This window comes from Streptomyces geranii, assembly GCF_002954775.1.
Classification (GTDB): domain Bacteria; phylum Actinomycetota; class Actinomycetes; order Streptomycetales; family Streptomycetaceae; genus Streptomyces; species Streptomyces geranii.
This window is the reverse complement of record NZ_PJME01000072.1, coordinates 1-22,210: the sequence shown is the minus strand read 5'-3', so window position 1 is coordinate 22,210 and position 22,210 is coordinate 1. Positions and strand designations below refer to the sequence as shown.

Below are 22,210 nucleotides of genomic sequence, written 5' to 3'. Positions count from 1 at the left end.
CCCTGGCTGAAGCTGTCGTGTGCGCAGGATCTCGAAGGTCCTGCGCACACAACGACGCCTCCATGGAAGACCGAGCCTCTTTGAGGCCCGTTCAGATGGCCGCAGGGATCCCTGCCGGCACGCTCAGTTCATCCGCTTCAGGTCCCGGACGCTCATTCCGAACAGCACATTCGGCTGCGCGTACTTAAAGGTGTAGCCAGCGACGAGAGCGGCGGCGATGAACTCGCCATTTGTGACGTACCTGCCGGTTGCCCGCTCCATCACGTGTTTCACGCTGTAGCTGCTGGCGGCAGGGGTCTTGATCGGCGTGACGTTCTCGCGCAGCCACTCGGCCGTCTCCATCACCATGGCCACGCCTCCGGCCAACTCCTCACGGCTGGCGGCGAGGTCGGTCCGGCGCTGCTCGGCCGTCTTGCGAAGGGGATCAAAGACGCCGATGCCGAAGGAGTTGAGCCGCGGATGCTGCTGCATCACCTCGGCCAAGGCAGCGATCTGCCTGCGGGCCACCAGATACGCCATTCCTGTGGCTGCTCGGTGGCGTGAATCTCAGCCTTGCTGCGACGGTTCCTGGTCATCGTGTGCTCCATCGGACGGGACGCCCCACGTCCACCCCGCCGCGGATACTTGGATGACCTGGCGGAACGCCGCTGCGCGATTCAGGGAACCTTGTCTTCGCCGTCACGATGGACGTGGGCCCACCATGACTCGGAGCGGGCAGGCGCGATCTGCCATGCACAGGATACGCCCCAGCCCAGCTTCATTTGATAATGATGATTATCAGACATCGACGCAGATTCACCCCCTCTGACCACGGCCAGGTCGAACGGGTTCCACGAGTCCCGCCCCTCCGCGGAAGCCTGTCAGCGCTCGGCAGGTAATCGGGCGGGAGTTGGGGTGGCCGCGGTCCCGTCTTGTGTCATCGGGTTTCCCCGACTCCCTTGCTGCGTGCGTGTGTTCTGTTCCTCTTCCTGTTCCTGTTTCCGTTCCCCTGTTGTGGATCTTCGCGAGGGACGGTCTTTTGGGCTCTCATGCCTCCTGCGGGTGCAGCAGGCGGGCCAGCAGGTCGTCCAGGGTGATCAGGCCCGTGAGGTGGCCCTCTTCGTCGCGGACCACGGCCAGGGTGGCTCGGCGGCGGCGTAGTTGTTCGATGGCCTCGCCGACTGTGTCCCGTGCCGTCAGTTCGGGTACCGGGCGGGCTAGTTGGCGGGCGGTGACGGTTCGGCCGCGGGACCGGGCGACCAGGGCGTCGCGGGCGTGGACGGAGCCGACGACCGTCTCGCCGTCGCGCACGAGCAGGCGGCTGCGGTCGTGGGCGGTGGCGAGCGCGAGGATCTCCGGTACGTCCGCGTCGGCCCGTACCGAGGTGATCTGGGCGGCGGGCACCTGGAGTTCACCGACCGGCAGTTGGGGTTCGGTGAGGGAGTTGGTGATCAGCTCGGAGTCGTCCTTGCTGATCAGGCCGAGCCGTTCGGACTCCTCGACGAGGTGGGTGAGCTGTTCGCGGTTGTGGACGGAGGTGAGTTCGTCGCGCGGGGTGACCTTGAAGAGTCGTACGAGGGCGTTGCTGATCCGGTTGAGGACGGCGATGAGCGGGCGCACCACCTTCACCACGGCCCGGAAGGCGGGTGAGAGCAGCATCGCGGAACTCTCCGGGTGGGCGATGGCCCAGGACTTGGGGGCCATCTCGCCGACCACCATGTGCAGGAACACCACGGCGATCATCGCGACGGCGAACGCGACGCCGTAGCTCAGGGCGCTGGGCAGGCCCAAGTCGTGCAGGAGCGGGTCGAGTTCGTGGGAGATCGCGGGCTTGGACACCGAGCCGAGGCCCAAGGTGCAGACGGTGATGCCGAGTTGGGCGCCCGCCAGCATCAGCGACAGCTCGCGCATCCCGGCCAGGGCCGCGCCCGCGCCGCGTCGGCCCTCGGCTGCGGCCTTCTCCATGCGGTGCCGTTTGGCGGCGACGAGGGCGAACTCGGCGGCGACGAAGAACCCGCTGCCGATGAGCAGGAGGACGGTGACGAAGAGCGCCATCGGGAAACTCATGCCTGTTCCTCCGGGGCCTGCTCAAGTCGTACGCGTTCGAGTCGTACGTGTTCGGGTACGTGCCGGTCGAGGGTGCGTACGTCGATCAGTGCGCGGCCTCCGTCGGGCAGTTCGACCGTGAGGCTGTCCCCGATGGTCGGGAAGCGGCCTAGGCGGTCGACGATCAGGCCGGCCACCGTGTCGTAGTCCTCGTCGGTGGGCAGGTCGATGCCGGTGGCCTCGGCGATCTCGTCCAGTCGGCGGCCCGCGTCCACCAGCCAGCCCTCGCCGTCCGCGACCGCGATCTCGGTGATGAGGTCGGTCTCGTCGGCGATGTCGCCGACCAGTTCCTCGGCGATGTCCTCGTAGGTCACGATGCCCGCCACGCCGCCGTGTTCGTCGAGGACGACCGCGAACTCGTCGCCCTGGGAGCGCATCCGCTCCACCGCGTCGGGCAGCGGGAGGGTGTCCGGCAGGAGCAAGGGGCGGCGGGCGGCCTGGGCCGCGGTGGTGTCCGCGAAGCCCTCGGCGGGCAGGGCCATCAGTTCCCGGACGCCGAGCACTCCGGCTACGTCGTCGGGGTGGTCGCCGAGGACCGGGTGGTTGGAGTGGCCGTGTTTGCCGATGAGTTCGACCGCTTCGGCGAGGCTCGCGTCCTTGCGGACGAAGACGGTGTCGGCGCGCGGCACCATCACCTCGTCCAGCGTGCGCTCGGAGAACTCCAGGGCGTGGTCGAGGAGTTGGGCGGTGCGTCTGGGCAACTGGCCCTGCTCGTGGGACTCGCCGATGAGATGGCCGAGTTCCTCCAGGGTGGCGCCGTGGTGCAGTTCCTCGACGGGCTCGATGCCGATCCTGCGCAGCAGCCGGTTGGCGGCGCCGTCGAAGACGCGCACGAGCGGGCCGACGACCTTCAGATAGGCCAGCGTGGAGGAGGCGAGCGACTTCGCCAGCCGCTCGGGGACGGCGATGGCGAGGTTCTTCGGGGCCAGTTCACCGATCACCATCTGGACGACGGTGGCCAGTACGAAGGCGAGCACGACGGAGATCCCGCCGACGGCGCCGTCCGGCACGCCGATGCCGGTCAGCACGGGGTCGAGCAGCACGGACACGGACGGCTCGGCGATGAACCCGACGACGAGTCCGGTCACGGTGATGCCCAGCTGAGCACCGGACAACATGAACGACAGCCGCTCCAGCACGACCAGCGCACGGCCGGCCTTCTTGTCCCCCGCGTCGGCGGCACGGGCGAGGGCCAGCCGGTCGACGGACACATACGCGAATTCCTGGGCTACGAAGTAGCCGGTGCCGAGGGTGAGTACGAGGACGGCCAGCACCCCGAGCCAGGCTTCCAGGGCGCTCATCGACGCCCCGCCCCGGGGATGCCGTCCGGCAGTGCGCCGCGCTCGGCAGAGACCTGCGGGGCGGCCTGCGGGGCGGATGGTCGGGGCCTGCGCCCCGGGGAGTCCGTCGAGCTGGCGGACAAGGGTGCTCCTTCACTAGAACGTTCGCTGGAACGTCCACTACAACATTCACCAGAACATTCACTTCGGCAACGAGTCTGGCTGTGTCGGGGTTCCATGGCGAGCTGGGCGCCGGAGAGCCGAAGGGTCAGGTGGCGTACGGCCTTCAGGGGACCAACGCTCCTTCTCATCGGGTGGTGGGACCCACCGGGCAGCGGAAACAGGTCACTTGTTTCTACACCCACTGTAAAGGAGCCGCACAGCACGGGTCCCGCAGGATCCCGGGAACCGGTTTTCGGCCGTTCCGCCGCCGCAGGCCCGGAGCGCAGCTTCCCGGCGCCTCCTCGACCTTATGCTTCTACGCAGCTGTAGAAGTACAGGAACGCATACGAAGGTACGAAGGAGTGAACGCCCCGATGGTGTTCAAACGACTGCTCGGCTCGCTCGGCGTGGGCGGCCCCACGGTCGACACGGTCCTCGACCCCGCCCCCGCCCGCCCCGGCGCCGCGCTCACCGGCGAGGTCCAACTCCGGGGTGGCAATGCCGACTTCGACGTCGACCACATCACCCTGGAGCTGGTGGCGCGGGTCGAGGCCGAGCACGCGGAGGGCGAGAGCGAGGGCGTCGTCGTCTTCGAGCGCTACACCGTCGGCGGCGGCTTCCGGCTCGGCGAGGGCCAGTCGTACACCGTGCCGTTCAGCGTGACGCTGCCCTGGGAGACACCCGTCACCGAGCTGTACGGGCAGGGCCTGGGCATCGTCCTCGGGGTGCGTACGGAGCTGGCGGTGGCCGGCGCGAAGGACAAGGGCGACCTGGACCGGCTGAGCGTCGCCCCGCTGCCGGTCCAGGAGGCGATCCTGGAGGCCCTCGGGCAGCTCGGGTTCGGGTTCAAGTCCGCCGACCTCGAATACGGCCGCATCCACGGCACCGGCCAGCAGCTCCCCTTCTACCAGGAGCTCGAACTGACCCCGGCCCCGCAGTACGCCCACCAGGTCAACGAGATCGAGCTGACCTTCCTGGCGGGCCCGGCCGGCCTTGAGGTGGTCCTGGAGGCCGACAAGCGCGGCGGTTTCTTCTCGGGGAGCCACGACACGGTCACCCGTTTCACGGTCGGCCACCATGACGTCGACGTCCGCGACTGGAACACCGAAGTCGACGGCTGGATCCGGCAGTTGGTCGAGCACCGGGCGTCGTACGGCTCACAACAGGGCGCGTACGGCCACAGCGACCATGGCGGCGACGGTCACCGTTCCGGTCCCGGCATGGGGACCGTCGTCGCGGCGGGCGCGGCCGGTCTCGCCGTCGGCGTGGTCGGCGGGCTGGTCGCGGCCGAAGTGGTGGACGAGGTCGGGGACTTCTTCGAGGGTGACGAGGAAGAGGAGCAAGAAGAGGAAGAGGGGTGACTCGACTCGGCGGAACTTATCCGCCCGGCGGTTAGTTTCTACGGTGCTGTAGACCTTGATCCATTCATTCATCAACCCGTTCATCCCTTTTCGACTTACTGGAGTTCACATGGCCCTGTGGGACCGCTTCAAGGAGTCCGCGTCGACGATGCAGACCCAGCTCATGGCTAAGAAGAACGACCTCAAGAGCGGCGCCTTCCGCGACGCGAGCATGGCGATGTGCGCCCTGGTCGCCGCCGCCGACGGCACCGTCGATCCCTCGGAGCGCCAGCGGGTGGCCCAGCTGATCGCCACCAACGAGGTGTTGCAGAACTTCGACGCCATGGATCTGCAGCGGCGCTTCGACGCCAACCTCGACAAGCTGGTCGCCGACTTCGCCTTCGGCAAGGTGAGCGTCCTCCAGGAGGTCGCCAAGGCGAAGAAGAAGCCCGCCGAGGCCCGTGCCGTGATCCAGATCGGCATCGTCATCGGCGGCGCGGACGGCGACTTCGACAAGACCGAGCAGGCCGTCGTGCGCGAGGCGTGTTTCACCCTGGACCTGCCGCCGCACGAGTTCGACCTCTGAGCGGCGCGCGCCACGACCGGTGGGTCAGAGGGGCGTGGCCGCGTGCAGGATGAAGATCATGGTCACGGCGGAGTTCGCGGACGACATCGCCGATACGGCCGTACCCGCCGCCGCACCCCATGCCGCCAGGCCGACCGTGGTGAACACCGAAGGCCAGCGGCGGCCCAGGGGCGCGGGCCCGAGCAGGGCCGCCACCCTGCGCGGCACCGGCCCCGGCGCGGCGAACCCGGCGAAGCCGACGAACGCGGCCGGTGGCGCCGCGCGGGAGACCAGCGCGGCCCTGCCGATCGCCCGGGCCACGGTGCGCCGGCTGCCGACCTTCTGGGCAGCGTCCTCGTCGGCCCAGCGTTCCGCCGTGTACGCAACGGCCGTACGCAGCGGTCGTAGGAACGGGTTGGCGCGTGCGGCCAGTTGTACGGCGAGCAGGTGGCGGTGGTGGCGGGCGGCGAGGTGGGCGCGTTCGTGGGCGAACAGGGCGCGGCGTTCGGCGGGTTCGAGGCGGTCGAGCAGGGCGGTGGTCACGACGATCCGGTCGCGTCGGCCGCCGGGCAGCGCGTACGCGTACGGCGTCGCGTCGGGCAGGACGGCGACCTCCGTGCGGGGCAGCCCGGCGAGCGCCCGGTGGGCCCGGCGGCGGGTCCGGCCGTGCCGCCAGAGGGTGCGGGCGCAGGCCAGGGCCACCACGCACAGCGCGGGGATGGCCGCCCTGCCGACGACCTCGTCATAGGGGACGGCCTCGCGCACCTCGGGGTCCGACCAGCCGTCGGGCAGCGGGTTGCCGGGGAGCTGGGCGGTGCCGACCACCATGAGCAGCCCGAGGCAGACCGTGCTGCACACGGCCATCACGGCGGCCACGCCGGTCAGCAGCCGGGTCGCGGTGCGCGGGTGGAGGTGCTGCTCGGCGAGACGGGCGACCGGCCACGCCGTCAAGGGCAGCACCAGCGGCAGAAAGACGAAGACCCCCATGAGGCGTCAGTCTTCCCCTCCGTCGCGGGACCGCCCCAGAGCGTCCCGGGACTGCCCCGGAACGTCTCCGGACTGCCCCAGAGCGTCTCGGGACCGGCCCAGAGCATCTCCGGACTCGCCCAGAGCATCCCGGGACTGGCCCAACAGCTCGCGCAGCAGCCGTTCGTCGTCGGGGCCGAGTCCGGTGACGAAGCTGGCCAGCACCGCCCCTCGGTCCCCCTCCGCGTCCAGCACCCGGCGCATCTTGCGGGCGGCCAGACCGGCCTGGTCGGCCACGGCCAGCCAGGCGAAGGACCGGCCGACCCGCTCCCGGGTGACCGCGCCCTTGGCCAGCAGCCGGGTGAGGATCGTGATGACGGTCGTATAGGCGAGGTCGCTGCCGAGGCGCTCCTGCACCCAGCCCGCGGTCGCCGGGCCACCCGCGTCCCGCAGCGCGGACAGCACCAGCGCCTCCAGCTCGCCCTGTCCCCGTCGCCGGGAACTCTGCCGCTGATCCGTCACGCCCTGTCTCCCTTCCGCTGCCGCGCACTTCACGGGCACTCCATCGTAAGGACACCGGGAGTCACCGACGCCAGGAGTCACCCCACACAACTTCTACACTGATGTAGATTGTCATCCAGTAGCACCGCACTGCACCAGGCAATCTCGATGAACTCGACCAGGAGGAAAACAGTGGGAGTTTCCCTGTCCAAGGGCGGCAACGTCTCGCTCAGCAAGGAGGCCCCGGGCCTGACCGCGGTCCTGGTCGGTCTGGGCTGGGACGTCCGGACGACCACCGGCACCGACTTCGACCTGGACGCCTCCGCCCTGCTCCTGGACGTGTCCGGCAAGGTCCTCTCGGACCGTCACTTCGTCTTCTACAACAACCTGACCAGCCCGGACGGATCGGTCGAGCACACCGGGGACAACCTCACCGGTGAGGGCGACGGCGACGACGAGTCGATCAAGGTGAACCTGGCGGCCGTACCCGCCGAGGTCGACCGGATCGTCTTCCCGGTCTCCATCCACGACGCCGACAACCGCGGCCAGAGCTTCGGGCAGGTCCGGGGCGCCTTCATCCGGGTCGTCAACCAGGCGGGCGGTCAGGAGATCGCGCGCTACGACCTCTCCGAGGACGCCTCCGCCGAGACCGCGATGGTCTTCGGCGAGCTGTACCGGGCCGGCGCCGAGTGGAAGTTCCGCGCGGTGGGCCAGGGTTACGCGTCCGGACTGGCCGGAATCGCCTCCGACTTCGGCGTGAACATCTGACAGAGGCTGCCGATCCCCGCCGAGCCGCACCCTCGATCGTCGGGGGCGGGCTCGGCGGCCGACGCCCCACCACCCGGGAGACCGCATGGCCGACCCGACCACCACGACCCGCCTCCGCCCGGAGGACCGACCGGACTTCGAAGCCGTACTGCGCCTGACGATGAGCACCGCCCCCATCGGCCGGCCCCTGCTCGCCGACCCCACCGGACAGGCGACGGCCCGCATACGGCGACGAGCCCTCGACGCGGCCGACGAGATCACGGCGACGACGGAACGGGAGTACGCCGCCTACCTCGCCCTGCGCTCGGCCGCCCGACTCGGCCCGACGCCCTCACCGACGAGCCCACCGACGAGGCGCAACACCCTGCTGCCGGCCCTCGCCGTACTCACACCGGTCGTGGCCGCGACCTCGGCGGCGGCCCTGCTCCTGCTCGGCTACACGCTCCAGCTCGCCGACGAGGTGGCCACCCTGCCGGCCTCGCTGGTGAACGCGGGCTGGGTACTGGCACTGACAGCGGCGCTGAGCGCCCTGGCAGCCCTTACGGCCCTGCTGCGGACGGCGATACGCGAGCGCGGCGGCCCACCCACCGCCGACCGGGTGGAACAGGCCCGGCTGTCCTGGCAACAGGCCCTGCTGGACCGGGGTATGGTGCCCCACCTGCACCGATACCTCGCCGAGGACCCGCTCCTGGCAAGGGCGGCGGAGCCCCCCGTCTCCCCCGTCTCCCCCGCCCCGCACTCGGAAGCCCTCCCCTCAGCTCCCCTCAGCACTTCCCTCCCCAAGGACAGGACCCCATGTTCGGACTGAGCGAACTGGCCATCATCCTCATCGTCGTCATAGCCGTCCTGGCCGCGAAGAAGCTCCCTGACCTGGCCCGTTCGGCGGGAAAGTCGGCCCGCATCCTCAAGGCGGAGGCACGCGCCATGAAGGAGGGGGAGGGGGAGGCGCAGCCGGAGGGAGGCTCGACCCCCCGGATCATCAAGGGCGAGACAGTCACGCCGGGCACGCCCGCCCCCGCCCCCACCGCGGAGCCCGGACGGCCGGTCCAAGGGGAGAGCGCACCGCCTCGCGACGCGTGACGGGCGACAGGTGAGTGGCCCGTCGACGTACCGCAAGCCCCTGCGAGCCCCGGTCAGAATGGCTACCCTCGGGTTGCACCGAGGCAGACGGACAAACAGGCAAGACGGGCAGGACATGAGGAAACCGCAGATCGACTACGCGGCGGTCTTCCGGGCCCTGCCCGGCATGGTGGCTCTGCTCACCCCCGAGCTGGTGTACGCCGACGCCAACGACGACTTCGTACGGCTGTCCGGGCGGACCCGTGAGCAGCTCGTGGGGCGCTATATCTTCGACGTCTTTCCCGAGAACCCCAATGATCCGGCCGCCGCCGGCATGCGGGAGACCGAGGCGTCGATGCTCCGTACGGTCGCCACCGGTGAGCGCGACACCATGGCGCTGCTGCGGTACGACATCGAGGACCCCACCCGGCCCGGCCGCTGGCGGGAGCACTACTGGAGCCCCGTCAACGCCCCCGTCCTCGGTCTCGACGGCAAGGTCGAGCTGATCGCCCACCGGGTCGAGGAGGTCACCGAGCTGATCCGTGCCTTCGGCGGCCCGGGCGGTGACAGCCGGGACCGGGCGCTGGAGGCCGAGCTGTACACGCGGGCCCGTGAGCTGCAGGAGGTCAACGAGCGGCTGCGCGCCGCGCACGCCCGGGAGCGCGAGGTCGCCCTCGCCCTGCAAGCCGCCATGCTGCCCCCGTCCGGGCCGACCGGGGCGCACGACGCCGCCGTCCGCTACCAGCCCGCCGTAGGCACGCTGAATGTCTGCGGCGACTGGTACGACCTGGTCGATCTGCCCGGTGGGAGCCTCGCGGTCGCCGTCGGGGACGTCGTCGGGCACGGGCTCGGCGCCGCCTGTGTGATGGGGCAGTTGCGCAGTGCCCTGAGCGGCGCCACCCGGGTCGCGGGCGGTCCCGCCCAGGCGCTGGAGGCCCTCGATCTGTACGCCCGTTCCGTCGAGGGCGCCGAGTCGACCACCGTCGTGACGACGTTCATCGACCGGGACAGCCACACCGTCACCTACAGCTGCGCCGGCCACCCGCCGCCCGCCCTCGTGCACCCCGACGGCACGGTCGCCTTCCTCGACGAGGCCACCGACCCACCGCTCGGCGCCCGGCCGCAGCGCGAACCCCGGCCCCAGGCCCGTACGCCCTACGCCGAAGGCGCCGTCCTGGTGCTGTACACCGACGGTCTCATCGAGCGCCGCGACGAGGACATCGACACCGGTCTGGCCCGGCTCGCCGACTCCCTCACCCACCACCGGCACGAGACCCCCGAGAACCTGGCCGACGCCCTCCTCACCGACCTCCTCCCACCCACCGGCACCACCGACGACACGGCCCTCATCGTCCTGCGCCTGTGAACCCGGTTCACTCGATTCACCCGATCGACCCGATCGACCCGATCGGGTGAACATCCCCGCCCTCGACAACCGCGCCTTTCCCCCGCACGTCGTAGAGCAGCAATCGACCAATCGCATCACGGGGGAAGACATGAACCAGCAGCAGCCGCACCAGCACCCCGAGTACTCCCAGTACCCCCAGCAGCAGCCGCAGCCGCCCAAGAAGTCCGGCGTCGGCAAGCTCGCGGGCATCGGTTGTGCCGGTGTCCTCGGGTTCTTCGTCCTCGTCGGAGCCGTCAGTGCCGTCGTCGGTGACGACAGCGGCGGTGACAGCAGCAACGGCGGCCGTACGAGCAGCAGCCGTGAGAACGTCGCCCTGCCCGACACCCTCGACAGCCGCGACGACCTCGGCGACTCCAAGCCCGAGAGCCGGGCCCAGGCCCCCGTCACCGTCTCCGCCAAGAACGTCGCCTTCTCGAAGAGCGTCCTCGCCGACGGCAGTGACCACACCAGCGTGCTCGTCACGGTCACGAACAACGGTGACCAGGACGTCGACGTGAATCCCCTGTTCTTCACCATCACCGACACCAACGGCACCAAGCACGCCGCCGAACTGGCCGCCGACGAGAACCAGATCGACACCGTCAAGCTCGCCCCCGGCGAGAACATCTCCGGCAGCGTCACCGGCAAGGGCGCCTTCACCCCGAAGTACGTGACGTTCTCCGACGGGTTCCTCGGCGACTCGATCCGCGCCGGCGTCGCCTCCTGACCCGCCTCCTGATCCGCCTCCTCCCTCCGGGTCGCCCTCCCCGCCGCGTTGACACGACCCCCCGTCGGAAGTTGACTGGCCGCACGACCGACCGGGTCTCCCGGAGCCTGGAACAGGCCGTCGGGAAGACCGAGGACGCCTTCGGGCGCAACGGAAGCGGCATCGACAGATGTACGACCAGACACGTGCCCAGCAGTCTCCCGACCAGCCCCCCGGCCGTGACCGACGCCGGGTCACCGGGCCCGAGCCACTCCTGAAGCCCGGCGAGCGGGACGAGGTCGTCAAGCGTCTCGGGCGGGCCATCAACCACTTCGCCGACACCCCTCGGGAAGCCCTCGAAGAGGCCGAGGGCGCCTACGACGACGCGGTCGCCCACCTGGTGAACGCCCTCGCCGAGCGGCGGCGGCTCCTCCGGGACGGCTGGCAGGGCCAGGACCCCGAGACCCAGTCCGACGAACTCCGGCTCACGCTGAGGCAGTACCGGGAGATCACCCAGCGTCTGCTCCAGTTGTAGCTCCCGCCGCAGGTCCCGGCCCAGGTCCCGGCCCAGGTCCCGGCCCAGGCAGGGCACCGGCGACTTGGCTACGCTTGCCCTTGAGTACCGATTGCGTCGCAATGTCGGACAAAGACCTAAGGAACCGGAAATGGGTCTCTGTGTCAGCCGTGCGTCCGTCGCGGTCGCCGTGGCCGCCGCGCTCGCCCTCACCGGTGCCTGCGGCGGCGGGGGCGACGAGGGCGGCGGCGGTGATCGGATCACCGTCGGTGTGCTGCTGCCCGGCGGTGGTGCCTCGCGGTTCGGGCAGTTCGACAAACCCCTCATCGAGGCCGGGCTCAAGCGGCTCTGCCCGGACTGCCCCGCCGCCAACGTCGCCGCCACCCCCGACCCCCAGGTCCAGCAGCAGCAGTTCGAGGCCATGATCACCCGGGGTGTGGACGTGGTCATCCTCGCCGCCGTCGATCCCGAGCTGTTGCGCCCCTCCGTCGAGTCCGCCCACCGCGCCGGGATTCCCGTCGTCGCCTACGACCGGCTCGCGGAGGGGCCGATCTCCGGGTACGTCACCTTCGACGGGGAGCAGGTCGGGCGGCTGCAGGCGGAGGGCCTGCTGACGGCCATGCGGGAGAGGGGCGACGGCCGGCGCATCGTGATGATGAACGGGGCCACCACCGACCCCAACGCCGGGTGGTACAAGCGGGGCGCCCTCGCCGTGCTCAAGGGCAAGGTGACGATCGGCAAGTCGTACGACACGGTCAGATGGCGGCCCGAGAACGCCTACGTCAACATGAGCGGCGCCATCGCAGCGCTCGGCGCCGAGAACATCGACGGGGTGCTGTCCGCCAACGACAGCATGGCCGGTGCCGTCGTCTCCGCCCTCGACGCCGCCAAGGTCAGCCCGCTGCCCCCGATCACCGGGCAGGACGCCGACATCACCGCCGTACAGCGGATCGTCAAGGGCGATCAGTACATGACCGTCTACAAGCCCTACAAGCGGGCGACCGACGCCACCGTCCGGATGGCCGTCGCCCTCGGGCGCGGCGAGGAGGTCGGGGCCATCGCCACCGGGAGCGTCGACAGCCCGACCACCGACGACGTGCCTGCGGTGCTGCTGCCGTCCGTCTCGGTGACTGTCGGCGATATCGGGGAGACGCTGGTCAAGGACGGTATGTACACCGTCGACCAGATCTGTACGCCCGCCCTCCGGTCCGCCTGCGAACGGGCCGGTCTGATCTGACACGCAAGGAGACGGCTCGTGCCCGGTCAGCGACAGTCACAGCCCCTGCTGGCGTTGCGCGGTGTCTCCAAGCGGTTCTCCGCCGTCCAGGCACTGGTCGACATCGAGCTGGAGATCAGGGCCGGGGAGGTGGTCGCCCTCGTCGGGGACAACGCCGCCGGGAAGTCCACGCTGGTCAAGGTGATCTCGGGGGTCGGTCCCCCGGACAAGGGGGTCATCGAGTGGCAGGGCGCTCCCGTGCAGATCCGGCGGCCCCAGGACGCCCGTCTCCTCGGTATCGCGACCGTCTACCAGGACCTCGCGATGTGCGAGAACCTCGACGTCGTCGCCAACCTCTTCCTCGGCCGGGAGATCCACCGCTTCGGCGTTCTCGACGAGGTCGAGATGGAACGGCGTACGCGCGAACTGCTGCACACCCTCTCCATCCGCATCCCGGACGTGCGGATGCCGCTCGCCGGGCTCTCCGGGGGTCAGCGGCAGGTCGTCGCGATCATCCGGTCCTTCCTCGGCTCGCCCCGGCTGCTGCTGCTCGACGAGCCCACCGCCTCCCTCGGCATCCAGCAGACCAACCAGCTGCTCGACCTCATCGAGGAGCTGCGCGACCAGGGCCTCGGGGTGCTGCTGATCAGCCACAACATGAGTGACATCAAGGCCGTCGCCGACCGGGTCGCCGTGCTGCGGCTCGGCCGCAACAACGGCCTCTTCGACGTGAACACGACCTCCCAGGAGCAGATCATCTCCTCCATCACCGGCGCGGCCGACCACGCCGTCGCCCACCGGCCGCACCCGGAAGAGGTGTGGCCGTGACGAACCCCCTCCCGACGAAGGCCCGGGTCGCGGAGTACGCCGGTGGCGTGCGCCGCAGAGTCCGCGAGGGCGGGCTCGGGCCCGCCCCCGTCCTGCTCGCCCTCGCCGTGACCTGGGTGGTCTTCCAGAGCCTCAACGACAAGTTCCTCTCGCCGCGCAACCTCTCCGTCCTCAGCGTGGACATCGTCGGCACCGGCATGGTCGCCGTGGGGATCGTCTTCGTCCTGCTCATCGGCGAGATCGATCTCTCCGTCGGCTCGCTCGCCGGGCTCGCCGGTGCCGTGTTCGCCGCACTGCATGTCAACGTGGGGATGACGGAGTGGCTGGCCGTGGTCGTCGCGGTCGTCTGCGGTACGGCCATCGGGGCGCTGCACGGCTTCCTGTTCGCCAAGTTCGGGGTGCCCGCCTTCGTCGTCACCCTCGCCGGGCTGCTGACCTGGAGCGGTCTGATGATCTACCTGCTCGGGCCCGACAGCTCCATCAGCTTCAGCGAGGACGGCCTCGTCGCCTCCCTGACCAGCCGCTACTACAGCGCCCCCGGCTTCACCTACGGCCTCGCCGCGCTCTGCACGGCCGCCTATCTGCTCGTCTCCCTGCGCGACCGGGCCCGCCGCGCCGGCGCCGGGATGCCGTGCCGGGCGAGGAGCGGGATCTGGGTGCGTACGGGCCTGCTCGCGGCGGTCGCCTTCACCACCGTCGCCGTACTGGGCCACTTCGAGGGGCTGCCGCTCGCCCTGCTGATCTTCCTCGGCTTCATCGTCGCCTCCGACCTCCTGCTGCGCCGCACGCCCTACGGCCGCCAGGTCCTCGCCCTGGGCGGCGGGGTCGAGGCGGCCCGGCGGGCGGGCGTGGACGTGACGCGCGTACGGGTGTCGGTGTTCATGATCGCCGGGACGCTGGCGGCGGTCGGCGGGCTGTTCGTGGCCTCGCGGTTCACCTCGGCGAGCCAGGTCTCGGGCTCCGGCATGCTGCTGATCAACGCGGTCGCCGCGGCCGTCATCGGCGGTACGAGCCTGTTCGGCGGGCGCGGCTCGACCTGGTCGGCGCTGCTGGGGGTGCTCATCATCCAGTCGATCGCCTCGGGGATGGCGCTGCTCGGCGTCGAGACCGCCGTCCAGTTCATGATCACCGGCGGGGTGCTGATCACGGCCGTCATCTTCGACTCCCTGGCCCGGCGCACGGCCGCCTCACGCGTACGGACCTGAGCGCCCCGCCCGCCCACACGGCGGCGGCGCTACGACTCTCCACGGCCGGCTACGGCTCGCCGCGACCGCTCCCCCACGCCCTCGAATGCGGGCCGAACCTGTTCTCGGTCCCGTACTCCGCCATACGGGTGTTCCGCTCCTCGGCCGCCGGTCCGTCCGGCAGGTGGTAGGCGTCGCCCGCGTTCGCCGAGCCGGACTGCACCCTGGTCGCCGTGGGCAGGCGACGGTGTACGTAGCTGTCCAGCGCGTCCGGGATCTCCGCCGGGGTCACGCCGGTGAGGCAGTCGCCCAGTACGGCCGCGTCCATGAGCGCCTGGGCCGCACCCTGGGCCTGGAACGGGGTCATGGCGTGGGCGCTGTCGCCGAGGAGGGCGACCCGGCCGACGTTCCAGCGGGTGAGCGGGGTGCGGGTGTGGATGCCGTAGCGGAAGACCTGGCCCGCGCGTTCGAGGGCGGTGAGCAGCCGGGGGTCCCAGCCGGTGAACTCGCGGAGCTGCTCCCCCGGTTCCGCCCGGGCCGTCCAGGACTCGCCCCACGGCGCGGTCCCCGCACGCGACCCCGTCCCCGTCCCCGTCGTGAACACGGCGACCAGGTTGAGGAGCTGCCCGCCACGCACCCAGTAGTGGACGATGTGCCGCCCCGGGCCGAGCCAGCCCGCGTAGTCCGGGAGGTCCAGGTCGGCGACCTCGGCGGCCGGGAGCAGGGCGCGGTAGGCGGCGGTGCCGGAGAAGACCGCGCGGTCGGCGCCGAAGAGCCGCTCGCGGACCGCCGAGCGCACCCCGTCGGCGGCCACGACCAGGTCGGCGGCCAGCCGCTCGCCGTCCGCCGTGGTGACGTACGCCTTCGTGTCGTCCTGGTCGACGGCCACGATCTCGGTGTCCAGCCGTACCGAGGAGGGCGGGAACGGGGCGGCGAGCGCCTGGTGCAGGTCGGCGCGGTGGACCTGCAGGTAGGGGGCGCCGAACTCCGTCTCGGCCTCGCGGCCCAGGACGTAGCGGCAGATCTCGGTGCCGTCGGACCAGGTGCGGAAGGTCATGGCGGCCGGGCGGGAGGCGCGGGCGGCGACGGTGTCGAGGAGGCCCAGGTCTCGCAGTACGCGGGTGGCGTTCGGGGCGAGCTGGATGCCTGCGCCGATCTCGGTGAAGCGGGCGGTCCGCTCGACGAGGGTCACCTCGTGGCCGGACGCGCGCAGGCTCAGGGCGGCGGCCAGTCCGCCGATGCCCGCCCCCACGACGATCACCTTCATGTCGAGCGCCCCTTCCCGTGCCGGTCGCATGATCGGATGACAGGTTCTTCAAAAGTTCTTCATCATCTCCGTTCTACCGTCGGGCTGCCCGCCGCGTTCGTGGTCGGGCACGACAGGACGACGGGACGACGGGGAGAGAACCGATGCGGACGAATCGGGTACTGCTGGCCGTGGCGGCCTCGGTCATGGCCTTCGCGCTGACCGGCTGCGGGGGCGACGACGGTGGCTCGAAGGTCCCCACGGCGGCGAGCGGCGGCGCGACCACGGGGTCGGGTTCGGGGGCGGCGGCCGGGGACGGCGCCGGTGACGATGTGGCCGCCTATGTGGCGGCGCAGGGCAAGTACGTGAAGTGCCTGCGGGAGAACGGGGTCGACGCACCGGACCCGGACGCACAGGGGAACATCGACTTCGGCGGCGGCGACAATGTGCGCGCCCTGAAGAAGGACCCGAAGTTCAAGACGGCGTCCGAGGCGTGCGCGGAGTTCGTGACGGCCGTTCCGGAGAGCGTGGAGAAGGGCAACCAGCCCGCGCTCACCGCCGCGCAGATCAAGATCAAGCAGGAGTACGCCACCTGTATGCAGAAGAACGGCGCCGCCGACTTCCCCGACCCCGGTCCCGACGGGCTGGGCCAGGGCGAGTGGGACCAGACCTCGGCCGGGGCGAAGCGGGCCACCCGGATCTGCGGCCCGATCATCGGCGTACCGGCGACCGCCGCGCCCGGCAAGGGCTGACCGTGGCGGAGACGGACACCGTGGCACACGTCGACGACACCGGCCCCGAGGACAGCGAGCCGCCGCGCGGTACACGCGGCCGGCGCACCGCGCTGATCGCCTGTGCGGTGGCCGTCGTGGCGGCCGTGGCCGTGGTCGGGGCGCTCGGGCTCGGCGGCGGTACGGACGAGAACGCGAGCGCGCCGCCCCGGGCCGGTTCGGTGGTCCCGGTCACCCGGGCGACGCTCACCGAACGCACCGAGGTGGACGGGCAGTTGGGGTTCGGTACGGAGATCCCGTTGCCGGTGAAGGCGACGGGCACCGTGACCTGGCTGCCCCAGCAGGGCGCGACGGAGGAGCGCGGGGACACGCTGCTGCGGGTCGACGACCGTCCCGTCGTGCTGCTGTACGGCTCGATGCCCATGTACCGGGACCTGGGGCTCGCCACGGCCCCGGCGGCCGAGCCGGAGTCAGGCGCCACGTCCTCGGACACCGCGCCGGACGCCTCCCCCGCACCGACCCCCTCCCCCTCGGCCACCACGGGGACCAGCGCGCCCGCACCCCTCACCGGCATGGACGTCCTGCAGTTCGAGACGAACCTCGCCGCGCTCGGCTACACCGGCTTCACCGTGGACGAGAAGTTCACCGGGAAGACCGCGGACGCCGTCAAGCGCTGGCAGAAGTCGCTCGGCCTCGCCGAGACCGGGACCGTCGGGGTCGGGGACGTCATCTACTCCGCCGGGAAGGTGCGGATCGGCCAGCCGGGTGCCCGGCTCGGCGCGGCCGTCGGCGAGAACACGCTGACGTACACCGGTACGGCACGCAAGGTCGTCGTCAACGCCTCGGCCTCGGACGCCGCCTGGGCCGTACGAGGGACGGTCGTCGGGATCACGCTGCCCGACGGCAAGTCCGTACAGGGCGAGGTGGCCTCGGTCGGGCGGCAGGCGAGCGCGCCCGAGGGCGCCGGTACCGAAGCGGAGTCGGGGGCTGGCGCGGCCACGCTGCCGGTGACGATCACCGTCGCGGACCAGCGGGCGCTGGGGCGGCTGGAGAGCGGGCCCGTCGACGTCGAGTACGTGGGCCGCGAGGTCAAGGACGTACTGAGTGTGCCGGTGGCGGCGCTGGTCGCCCTCGCGGAGGGCGGTCACGGCCTGGAGACCGAGGACGGGCGGTTCGTCGCGGTGAAGACCGGGCTCTTCGCGGACGGCAACGTGCAGGTCAGCGGCACCGGGGTCACCGAGGGCATGAAGGTGAGGATTCCCGAGTGAGCGGCCCCGCACCTTCGGTGGTGGAGTTCGACGCCGTCTCCAAGACGTATCCCGGCGGGGTCGCCGCCGTCCGTGACGTGAGTCTGCGCATCGGGCGCGGTGAACTCGTGGGGGTGGTCGGGCCGTCCGGGTCGGGCAAGTCGAGCATGCTGCATCTGATGGGGAGCCTGGACCGGCCCTCGGCGGGGCGGGTGCTGGTCGACGGGTACGACGTGGCGAAACTGTCCGACCGTGAGGTCTCCGCGCTGCGGGCCACCCGGATCGGCTTCGTCTTCCAGCAGTTCCATCTGGCGGTCGGGGTCCCGGTGCTGGACTCGGTGGCGGACGGTCTGCTCTACGCGGGCGTCCCCGTGCGCCGCCGCCGGGCCAGGGCAGCCGCCGCGCTGGCCCGGGTCGGGCTCAGTCATCGCGTACGGCATCTGCCGCACCAGCTCTCCGGGGGCGAACGGCAGCGGGTCGCGGTGGCCCGCGCGGTGGTCGGCGAGCCGTCGGTCCTGCTCGCGGACGAGCCGACCGGCAACCTCGACTCCGTGTCGGGAGCCGCCGTACTGGAACTGCTGCGCGAACTGCACACGGCCGGTACGACGGTCGTGGTCATCACCCACGACCTGGAGATCGCCGCCCGGTTGCCCCGCAGGATCGAGATGCGGGACGGCCGGGTCGTGAACGACACGGCACAGGAGACAAGTACGGGTACGACGATCGGGGTGCGGCGGTGAGCGACAACTCGGGGAGGCCGGATGTGCTGCGGGCCGCGCGGCTGCGGCCCGCCGATGTCGTGCGGCTGGGCGGGACCGGGCTGCGGACGCGGCCGTTGCGGGTGTTCCTTTCGGCGCTCGGGATCGCGATCGGGGTCGCCGCCATGGTCGCGGTGGTCGGGATCTCCGGGTCCGGGCAGGCGGAGGTGGACCGGCGGCTCGACGCCCTCGGGACGAACCTGCTGCGGGTCGCGCCCGGCGAGTCCCTCACGGGCGAACAGGCCAAGCTGCCGTACGAGGCTGTCGCGATGGTCCGCCGGATCCCGCCGGTGGAGAAGGTGACCGCCACGGGCGCGGTCCGGGCGAGCGTGTACCGCAACGAGCGCATCGCGATCGGGCGGACCAACTCGCTGACCGTGCTCGCGTCGGACACCGGACTGCTGCCCGCCGTCGGCGGGAAGGTCGCGCGGGGCCGCTGGCTGGACCCGGCGACCGCCGACTACCCGGCGGTCGTCCTCGGCGCGACGGCCGCGCAGCGCCTGGACGTCTACACCCCGGGAACCCGGCTGTGGATCGGCGACCGCTGGTTCTCGCTGATCGGCGTCCTCGATCCGGTCCCGCTGGCGCCGGAGCTGGACAGCGCCGCGCTGGTCGGCTGGCAGGCGGCCAGGACGTATCTGCGCTTCGACGGCCACCCGTCGACGGTGTACGTCCGCGCCGAGGACAGCCAGGTGGCGGCCGTACGGTCGGTGCTGCCGGCCACCGCCTACCCGGAGAAGCCGGGTGAGGTGCGGATCTCGCGGCCCTCCGACGCGCTCGCGGCCCGCGAGGCCACCGAGTCGGCGCTGACCGGGCTGCTGCTGGGGCTCGGCGGGGTCGCGCTGCTCGTCGGGGGTGTCGGGGTCGGCAACACCATGGTCATCTCGGTGCTGGAGCGGCGGCCGGAGATCGGGCTGCGGCGCGCGCTCGGGGCGACCCGGGGGCAGATCCGGACCCAGTTCGTGACCGAGTCGCTGCTGCTCTCGCTCATCGGCGGGCTGGGTGGGACGGTGCTCGGTACGGCCATCACGGCGGGCTACGCCGTCAGCCGGGACTGGCCGACGGTGGTACCGGCGTGGGCGAGCGCGGCGGGTATCGGGGCGACGCTGCTCATCGGCATGATCGCCGGGCTCTATCCGGCGGTCCGGGCGAGCCGGCTGGCTCCTACGGAGGCACTGGCCGGCACATGACCACCACCGGGCGTTCTGGCCGACGCTCCGGTGGTACGGAGCGGGGGCGGTTCCCGAATTCGGGACCGCCCCCGCTGTCACGCTATTTCAATTCCGCTTTCGCGGCGCTTTCCGGATTCTCAGAATCCGCAGTAGACCAGGCTGCCGCCGTCGCTCAGCAGGTCGTCACGGATCCAGCCGGTGATGCCCGTCGCGTCGTTCCTGAGGAACGTCCAGGTGTAGTTGTCGTTGCCCACCGTGTAGCAGTGGTAGTCGAGCGCCTGGGTGTTGTAGGCGATGCCCTTGATCGTACAGCCGGTGCTGGAGCCGCTGCGCTCGTTGGCTCCGTTGGCCGTCTTGTTCCAGGAGCTGCTGTCCTTGTCCGAGACGGTGGTGCCGCACGAGGCGTGTGCGGCGGCGGGCGTGGCCATGGACAGCGGAACGGCGATGGCCACGGCGGCGAGTGCGGGAACGACAGCCGCGAGTCGACGTTTCATTTCATACCCCCTGTATGTGATTCGTCGGCGCTGCGAAATGCGAAGGCAGCGGCCCCTGCGCCCCCCTGCATCAGCTGGGGCGTCAGTGGCCTAAGTACCATTACCGGGAGTTCACACTGAAGAAATAATTCCGCCTGGCACTGTCCATTTCTGATACCTAAGAGGCCGAAAGCGGTCGGAGTGAAAATGCGCCACTTCTGATAATTCGCTGGCCGACACCGCACTCTTGCCATACTGAAACCGAAAGGGTCCTGCCGATGAGCTTCCGGCTCCGGGTTCTCGGGCTGCTCACGCTGGTCGCCATGGCCGCCACCGCCGCGACCGGCTGGCTGACCCTGCGGCAGGCGAACCGCCAGGTCCAGGAGACCGTCACGGCCGGCCGGCAGGAGGTCGCCCGGATCACCGGCGAACTCCGTACGTACGGCTTCACCCACGGCACCTGGGAGGGCCTGTCCCCCACGGTGGCTTCCCTGGCCCGGGACACCGGCCAGCGCATCCGGGTCGCGACGGAGTCGGACGTCCTGCTCACCGACTCCGACGCCCTGGCCGGACGTACGCCGCGCGAGCCCAGTGGGCAGCCGGCGGTGCTGGTGGATCCGCGGCCCGTGCTGGTGGTGCCGGGGGGTGAGGTGCGCCGGGTGTCGATGAAGCGGGTCGCCACGGCCATCGCCGACTACCGCGCCGAGGTGTCCTACGCGGCCTGTCTGACCGGCGCGGGCGCCGAGCTGACGGTCCGCGCGGACGCCCTGGGCATCCCTCGTGCGTCCACCGACCACCGCCCCGCCCGCTGCCCGGCCCCCAGCGGCGCCGCCGACCCGCTGACCCCGGCCGACCTGACGGCGCTCGGCCCGTGCGAGAGCGAGCAGCGGTTCGTCGGCTGTCTGCGCCGGGTGTTCAACGCGCGGGTCGCGTCCGTGGCGCCGCCGCGCCTGGAGGTCCGCCTCGGCGTACGGAACGAGTCGCCGCCCACGCTGGCCGCGGCGCCGACGGTCGCGGTCGCGGCGGGGGTCGCCCTCGCGGTGATCGCCGGGGCGCTGCTGCTGAGCCGGGCGGTGCTGCGGCCGGTGCGGGCGATGACGGTCGCGGCGAAGGGGCTCGGGGAGGGGGATCTGGGGCGGCGGGTGCCGGTGTCCGGGCGGGACGAGATCGCCCAGCTGGGCGGGGCGTTCAACCGTATGGCGGACTCCATCCAGGCCGGGGAGGAGCGGCAGCGGCGGCTGACGGGGGACATCGCGCACGAGTTGCGTACGCCGCTGGCGAATCTGCGCGGCTACCTGGAGGCCCTACGTGACGGCGTGGTCGACCCGACGCCGGAACTCCTGGACTCCCTCCACCGGGAGGCGTTGCTGCAGCAGCGAATTGTGGACGACTTGCAGGACCTGGCCCTGGCGGAGGCGGGAGCACTGACGTACCACCCGACGGAGGTGGAGCTGGGTGAGCTGCTGGAGGCGGGGCGTTTGGCACATCTCGCCCAGGCGGAGGCGGCGGGAGTGGAGCTGCGGGTGGAGTCGCCGGCGTCGGCGGTTCGGGTGGCCGCGGACGCGGATCGGTTGCGGCAGGTGGTGGGGAACCTGGTCGGGAACGCGATTCGGGCGACTTCGGTGGGGGGTTCTGTGACGTTGGGGGTGGTGGGGCGGGGGGAGTTGGCGGTGGTGGAGGTGCGGGATACGGGGAAGGGGATTGCGGTGGGGGATGTGCCGTATGTGTTTGATCGGTTCTGGCGGGTGGATGCGGCGCGGGGGCGGGATACGGGGGGTAGTGGGTTGGGGTTGTCGATCGCTCGGCAGATCGTGACGGATCACAGGGGGGTGATCGAGGTGCGGAGCGAGGTGGGGGTGGGGACGACGTTCACGATCACGTTGCCCCGAACAACCTAGTCTCGCCCCCGCCGCCCCTACCCGTCCCATCCCCGGGGGCTGCCGCCCCCGTACCCCCGGCTTGTCCTCAAGCGCCGGACGGGCTGGGGATGCGGGCCTGGGCTGGAGGGTGCCGGGCCTGGGG

At 71.1% G+C, this 22,210-nt stretch carries 23 protein-coding genes; 16 read left to right on the top strand and 7 right to left on the bottom strand.

Features of this window, described 5'->3' with window-relative positions:
• Positions 1-123: 123 nt before the first annotated feature.
• From CW359_RS41950 to CW359_RS41940, 3 genes are all read right to left on the bottom strand, one after another.
• Positions 124-519 carry a hypothetical protein gene (locus CW359_RS41950; protein ID WP_105975519.1) on the bottom strand — a complete coding sequence of 132 codons (396 nt, stop codon included), beginning with the start codon at positions 517-519 and terminating at the stop codon, positions 124-126.
• Between the two features lie 507 nt (positions 520-1,026).
• Entirely contained in the window at positions 1,027-2,046 is a 1,020-nt protein-coding gene (locus CW359_RS41945) for a hemolysin family protein (protein ID WP_105975518.1), read from the bottom strand.
• Positions 2,043-3,386 (bottom strand): hemolysin family protein, encoded by a 1,344-nt coding sequence (locus CW359_RS41940; RefSeq protein ID WP_105975517.1) that lies wholly within the window; start codon positions 3,384-3,386, stop codon positions 2,043-2,045. The genes CW359_RS41945 and CW359_RS41940 overlap by 4 nt, the downstream gene beginning before the upstream one ends.
• Before the next feature lie 515 nt (positions 3,387-3,901).
• Here CW359_RS41940 and CW359_RS41935 point away from each other — a divergent pair.
• Entirely contained in the window at positions 3,902-4,888 is a 987-nt protein-coding gene (locus CW359_RS41935) for a sporulation protein (RefSeq protein WP_105975516.1), read from the top strand.
• A gap of 109 nt (positions 4,889-4,997) precedes the next feature.
• The gene (locus CW359_RS41930) at positions 4,998-5,453 is read left to right on the top strand and encodes a tellurite resistance TerB family protein (protein WP_105975515.1); all 456 of its coding nucleotides are present in this window, start codon (positions 4,998-5,000) and stop codon (positions 5,451-5,453) included.
• A gap of 24 nt (positions 5,454-5,477) precedes the next feature.
• Here CW359_RS41930 and CW359_RS41925 read toward each other — a convergent pair whose 3' ends face one another.
• Both CW359_RS41925 and CW359_RS41920 read right to left on the bottom strand, forming a co-directional pair.
• A complete protein-coding gene (locus CW359_RS41925) occupies positions 5,478-6,419 on the bottom strand; it encodes a M56 family metallopeptidase (RefSeq protein ID WP_105975514.1) in 942 nt (313 codons plus the stop codon).
• Between the two features lie 6 nt (positions 6,420-6,425).
• Positions 6,426-6,920: a BlaI/MecI/CopY family transcriptional regulator gene (locus CW359_RS41920; protein ID WP_105975513.1), complete on the bottom strand. Its 495-nt coding sequence runs from the start codon at positions 6,918-6,920 to the stop codon at positions 6,426-6,428.
• Between the two features lie 171 nt (positions 6,921-7,091).
• Here CW359_RS41920 and CW359_RS41915 point away from each other — a divergent pair, with 171 nt between their 5' ends.
• The 9 genes from CW359_RS41915 to CW359_RS41875 all read left to right on the top strand — a co-directional run bounded on the left by CW359_RS41915 (position 7,092) and on the right by CW359_RS41875 (position 14,582).
• Positions 7,092-7,667, top strand: a complete 576-nt coding sequence (locus tag CW359_RS41915; protein WP_105975512.1) for a TerD family protein — start codon at positions 7,092-7,094, stop codon at positions 7,665-7,667.
• Positions 7,668-7,752: 85 nt separating this feature from the next.
• Positions 7,753-8,475: a hypothetical protein gene (locus CW359_RS41910; protein ID WP_198655577.1), complete on the top strand. Its 723-nt coding sequence runs from the start codon at positions 7,753-7,755 to the stop codon at positions 8,473-8,475.
• Positions 8,463-8,747, top strand: coding sequence for a twin-arginine translocase TatA/TatE family subunit (locus tag CW359_RS41905; protein ID WP_105975511.1), 285 nt, complete (start codon positions 8,463-8,465; stop codon positions 8,745-8,747). Before CW359_RS41910 ends, CW359_RS41905 begins: the two co-directional genes overlap by 13 nt.
• Before the next feature lie 115 nt (positions 8,748-8,862).
• Positions 8,863-10,092, top strand: a complete 1,230-nt coding sequence (locus tag CW359_RS41900) for a PP2C family protein-serine/threonine phosphatase (protein WP_105975510.1) — start codon at positions 8,863-8,865, stop codon at positions 10,090-10,092.
• Positions 10,093-10,222: 130 nt separating this feature from the next.
• The gene (locus CW359_RS41895) at positions 10,223-10,840 is read left to right on the top strand and encodes a DUF4352 domain-containing protein (RefSeq protein ID WP_105975509.1); all 618 of its coding nucleotides are present in this window, start codon (positions 10,223-10,225) and stop codon (positions 10,838-10,840) included.
• A gap of 169 nt (positions 10,841-11,009) precedes the next feature.
• Positions 11,010-11,354, top strand: a complete 345-nt coding sequence (locus tag CW359_RS41890; protein ID WP_105975508.1) for a hypothetical protein — start codon at positions 11,010-11,012, stop codon at positions 11,352-11,354.
• Between the two features lie 130 nt (positions 11,355-11,484).
• Positions 11,485-12,570, top strand: a complete 1,086-nt coding sequence (locus CW359_RS41885; RefSeq protein ID WP_105975507.1) for a sugar ABC transporter substrate-binding protein — start codon at positions 11,485-11,487, stop codon at positions 12,568-12,570.
• 18 nt (positions 12,571-12,588) lie between these two features.
• Positions 12,589-13,377: an ATP-binding cassette domain-containing protein gene (locus tag CW359_RS41880; RefSeq protein WP_232838836.1), complete on the top strand. Its 789-nt coding sequence runs from the start codon at positions 12,589-12,591 to the stop codon at positions 13,375-13,377.
• Positions 13,374-14,582 (top strand): sugar ABC transporter permease, encoded by a 1,209-nt coding sequence (locus tag CW359_RS41875; protein ID WP_232838835.1) that lies wholly within the window; start codon positions 13,374-13,376, stop codon positions 14,580-14,582. Before CW359_RS41880 ends, CW359_RS41875 begins: the two co-directional genes overlap by 4 nt.
• 49 nt (positions 14,583-14,631) lie before the next feature.
• Here the strand turns inward: CW359_RS41875 and CW359_RS41870 are convergent, their stop codons facing one another.
• Positions 14,632-15,828, bottom strand: a complete 1,197-nt coding sequence (locus CW359_RS41870; RefSeq protein WP_105975506.1) for an FAD-dependent monooxygenase — start codon at positions 15,826-15,828, stop codon at positions 14,632-14,634.
• 143 nt (positions 15,829-15,971) lie between these two features.
• Between CW359_RS41870 and CW359_RS41865 the strand changes: the two genes are divergently transcribed.
• The 4 genes from CW359_RS41865 to CW359_RS41850 are packed head-to-tail and all read left to right on the top strand — an operon-like array spanning position 15,972 to position 19,733.
• Positions 15,972-16,559 (top strand): hypothetical protein, encoded by a 588-nt coding sequence (locus tag CW359_RS41865; RefSeq protein ID WP_105975505.1) that lies wholly within the window; start codon positions 15,972-15,974, stop codon positions 16,557-16,559.
• 2 nt (positions 16,560-16,561) lie between these two features.
• Positions 16,562-17,806 carry a peptidoglycan-binding protein gene (locus CW359_RS41860; protein WP_105975504.1) on the top strand — a complete coding sequence of 415 codons (1,245 nt, stop codon included), beginning with the start codon at positions 16,562-16,564 and terminating at the stop codon, positions 17,804-17,806.
• A complete protein-coding gene (locus CW359_RS41855; RefSeq protein ID WP_232838834.1) occupies positions 17,803-18,525 on the top strand; it encodes an ABC transporter ATP-binding protein in 723 nt (240 codons plus the stop codon). The genes CW359_RS41860 and CW359_RS41855 overlap by 4 nt, the downstream gene beginning before the upstream one ends.
• Entirely contained in the window at positions 18,522-19,733 is a 1,212-nt protein-coding gene (locus CW359_RS41850; RefSeq protein ID WP_232838833.1) for an ABC transporter permease, read from the top strand. The genes CW359_RS41855 and CW359_RS41850 overlap by 4 nt, the downstream gene beginning before the upstream one ends.
• Positions 19,734-19,852: 119 nt before the next feature.
• Here the strand turns inward: CW359_RS41850 and CW359_RS41845 are convergent, their stop codons facing one another.
• Positions 19,853-20,209 carry a hypothetical protein gene (locus tag CW359_RS41845; protein WP_105975502.1) on the bottom strand — a complete coding sequence of 119 codons (357 nt, stop codon included), beginning with the start codon at positions 20,207-20,209 and terminating at the stop codon, positions 19,853-19,855.
• A 257-nt stretch (positions 20,210-20,466) separates the two neighbouring features.
• Between CW359_RS41845 and CW359_RS41840 the strand changes: the two genes are divergently transcribed.
• Positions 20,467-22,086 (top strand): sensor histidine kinase, encoded by a 1,620-nt coding sequence (locus CW359_RS41840; RefSeq protein ID WP_105975501.1) that lies wholly within the window; start codon positions 20,467-20,469, stop codon positions 22,084-22,086.
• The last annotated feature ends 124 nt before the right edge of the window (positions 22,087-22,210 follow it).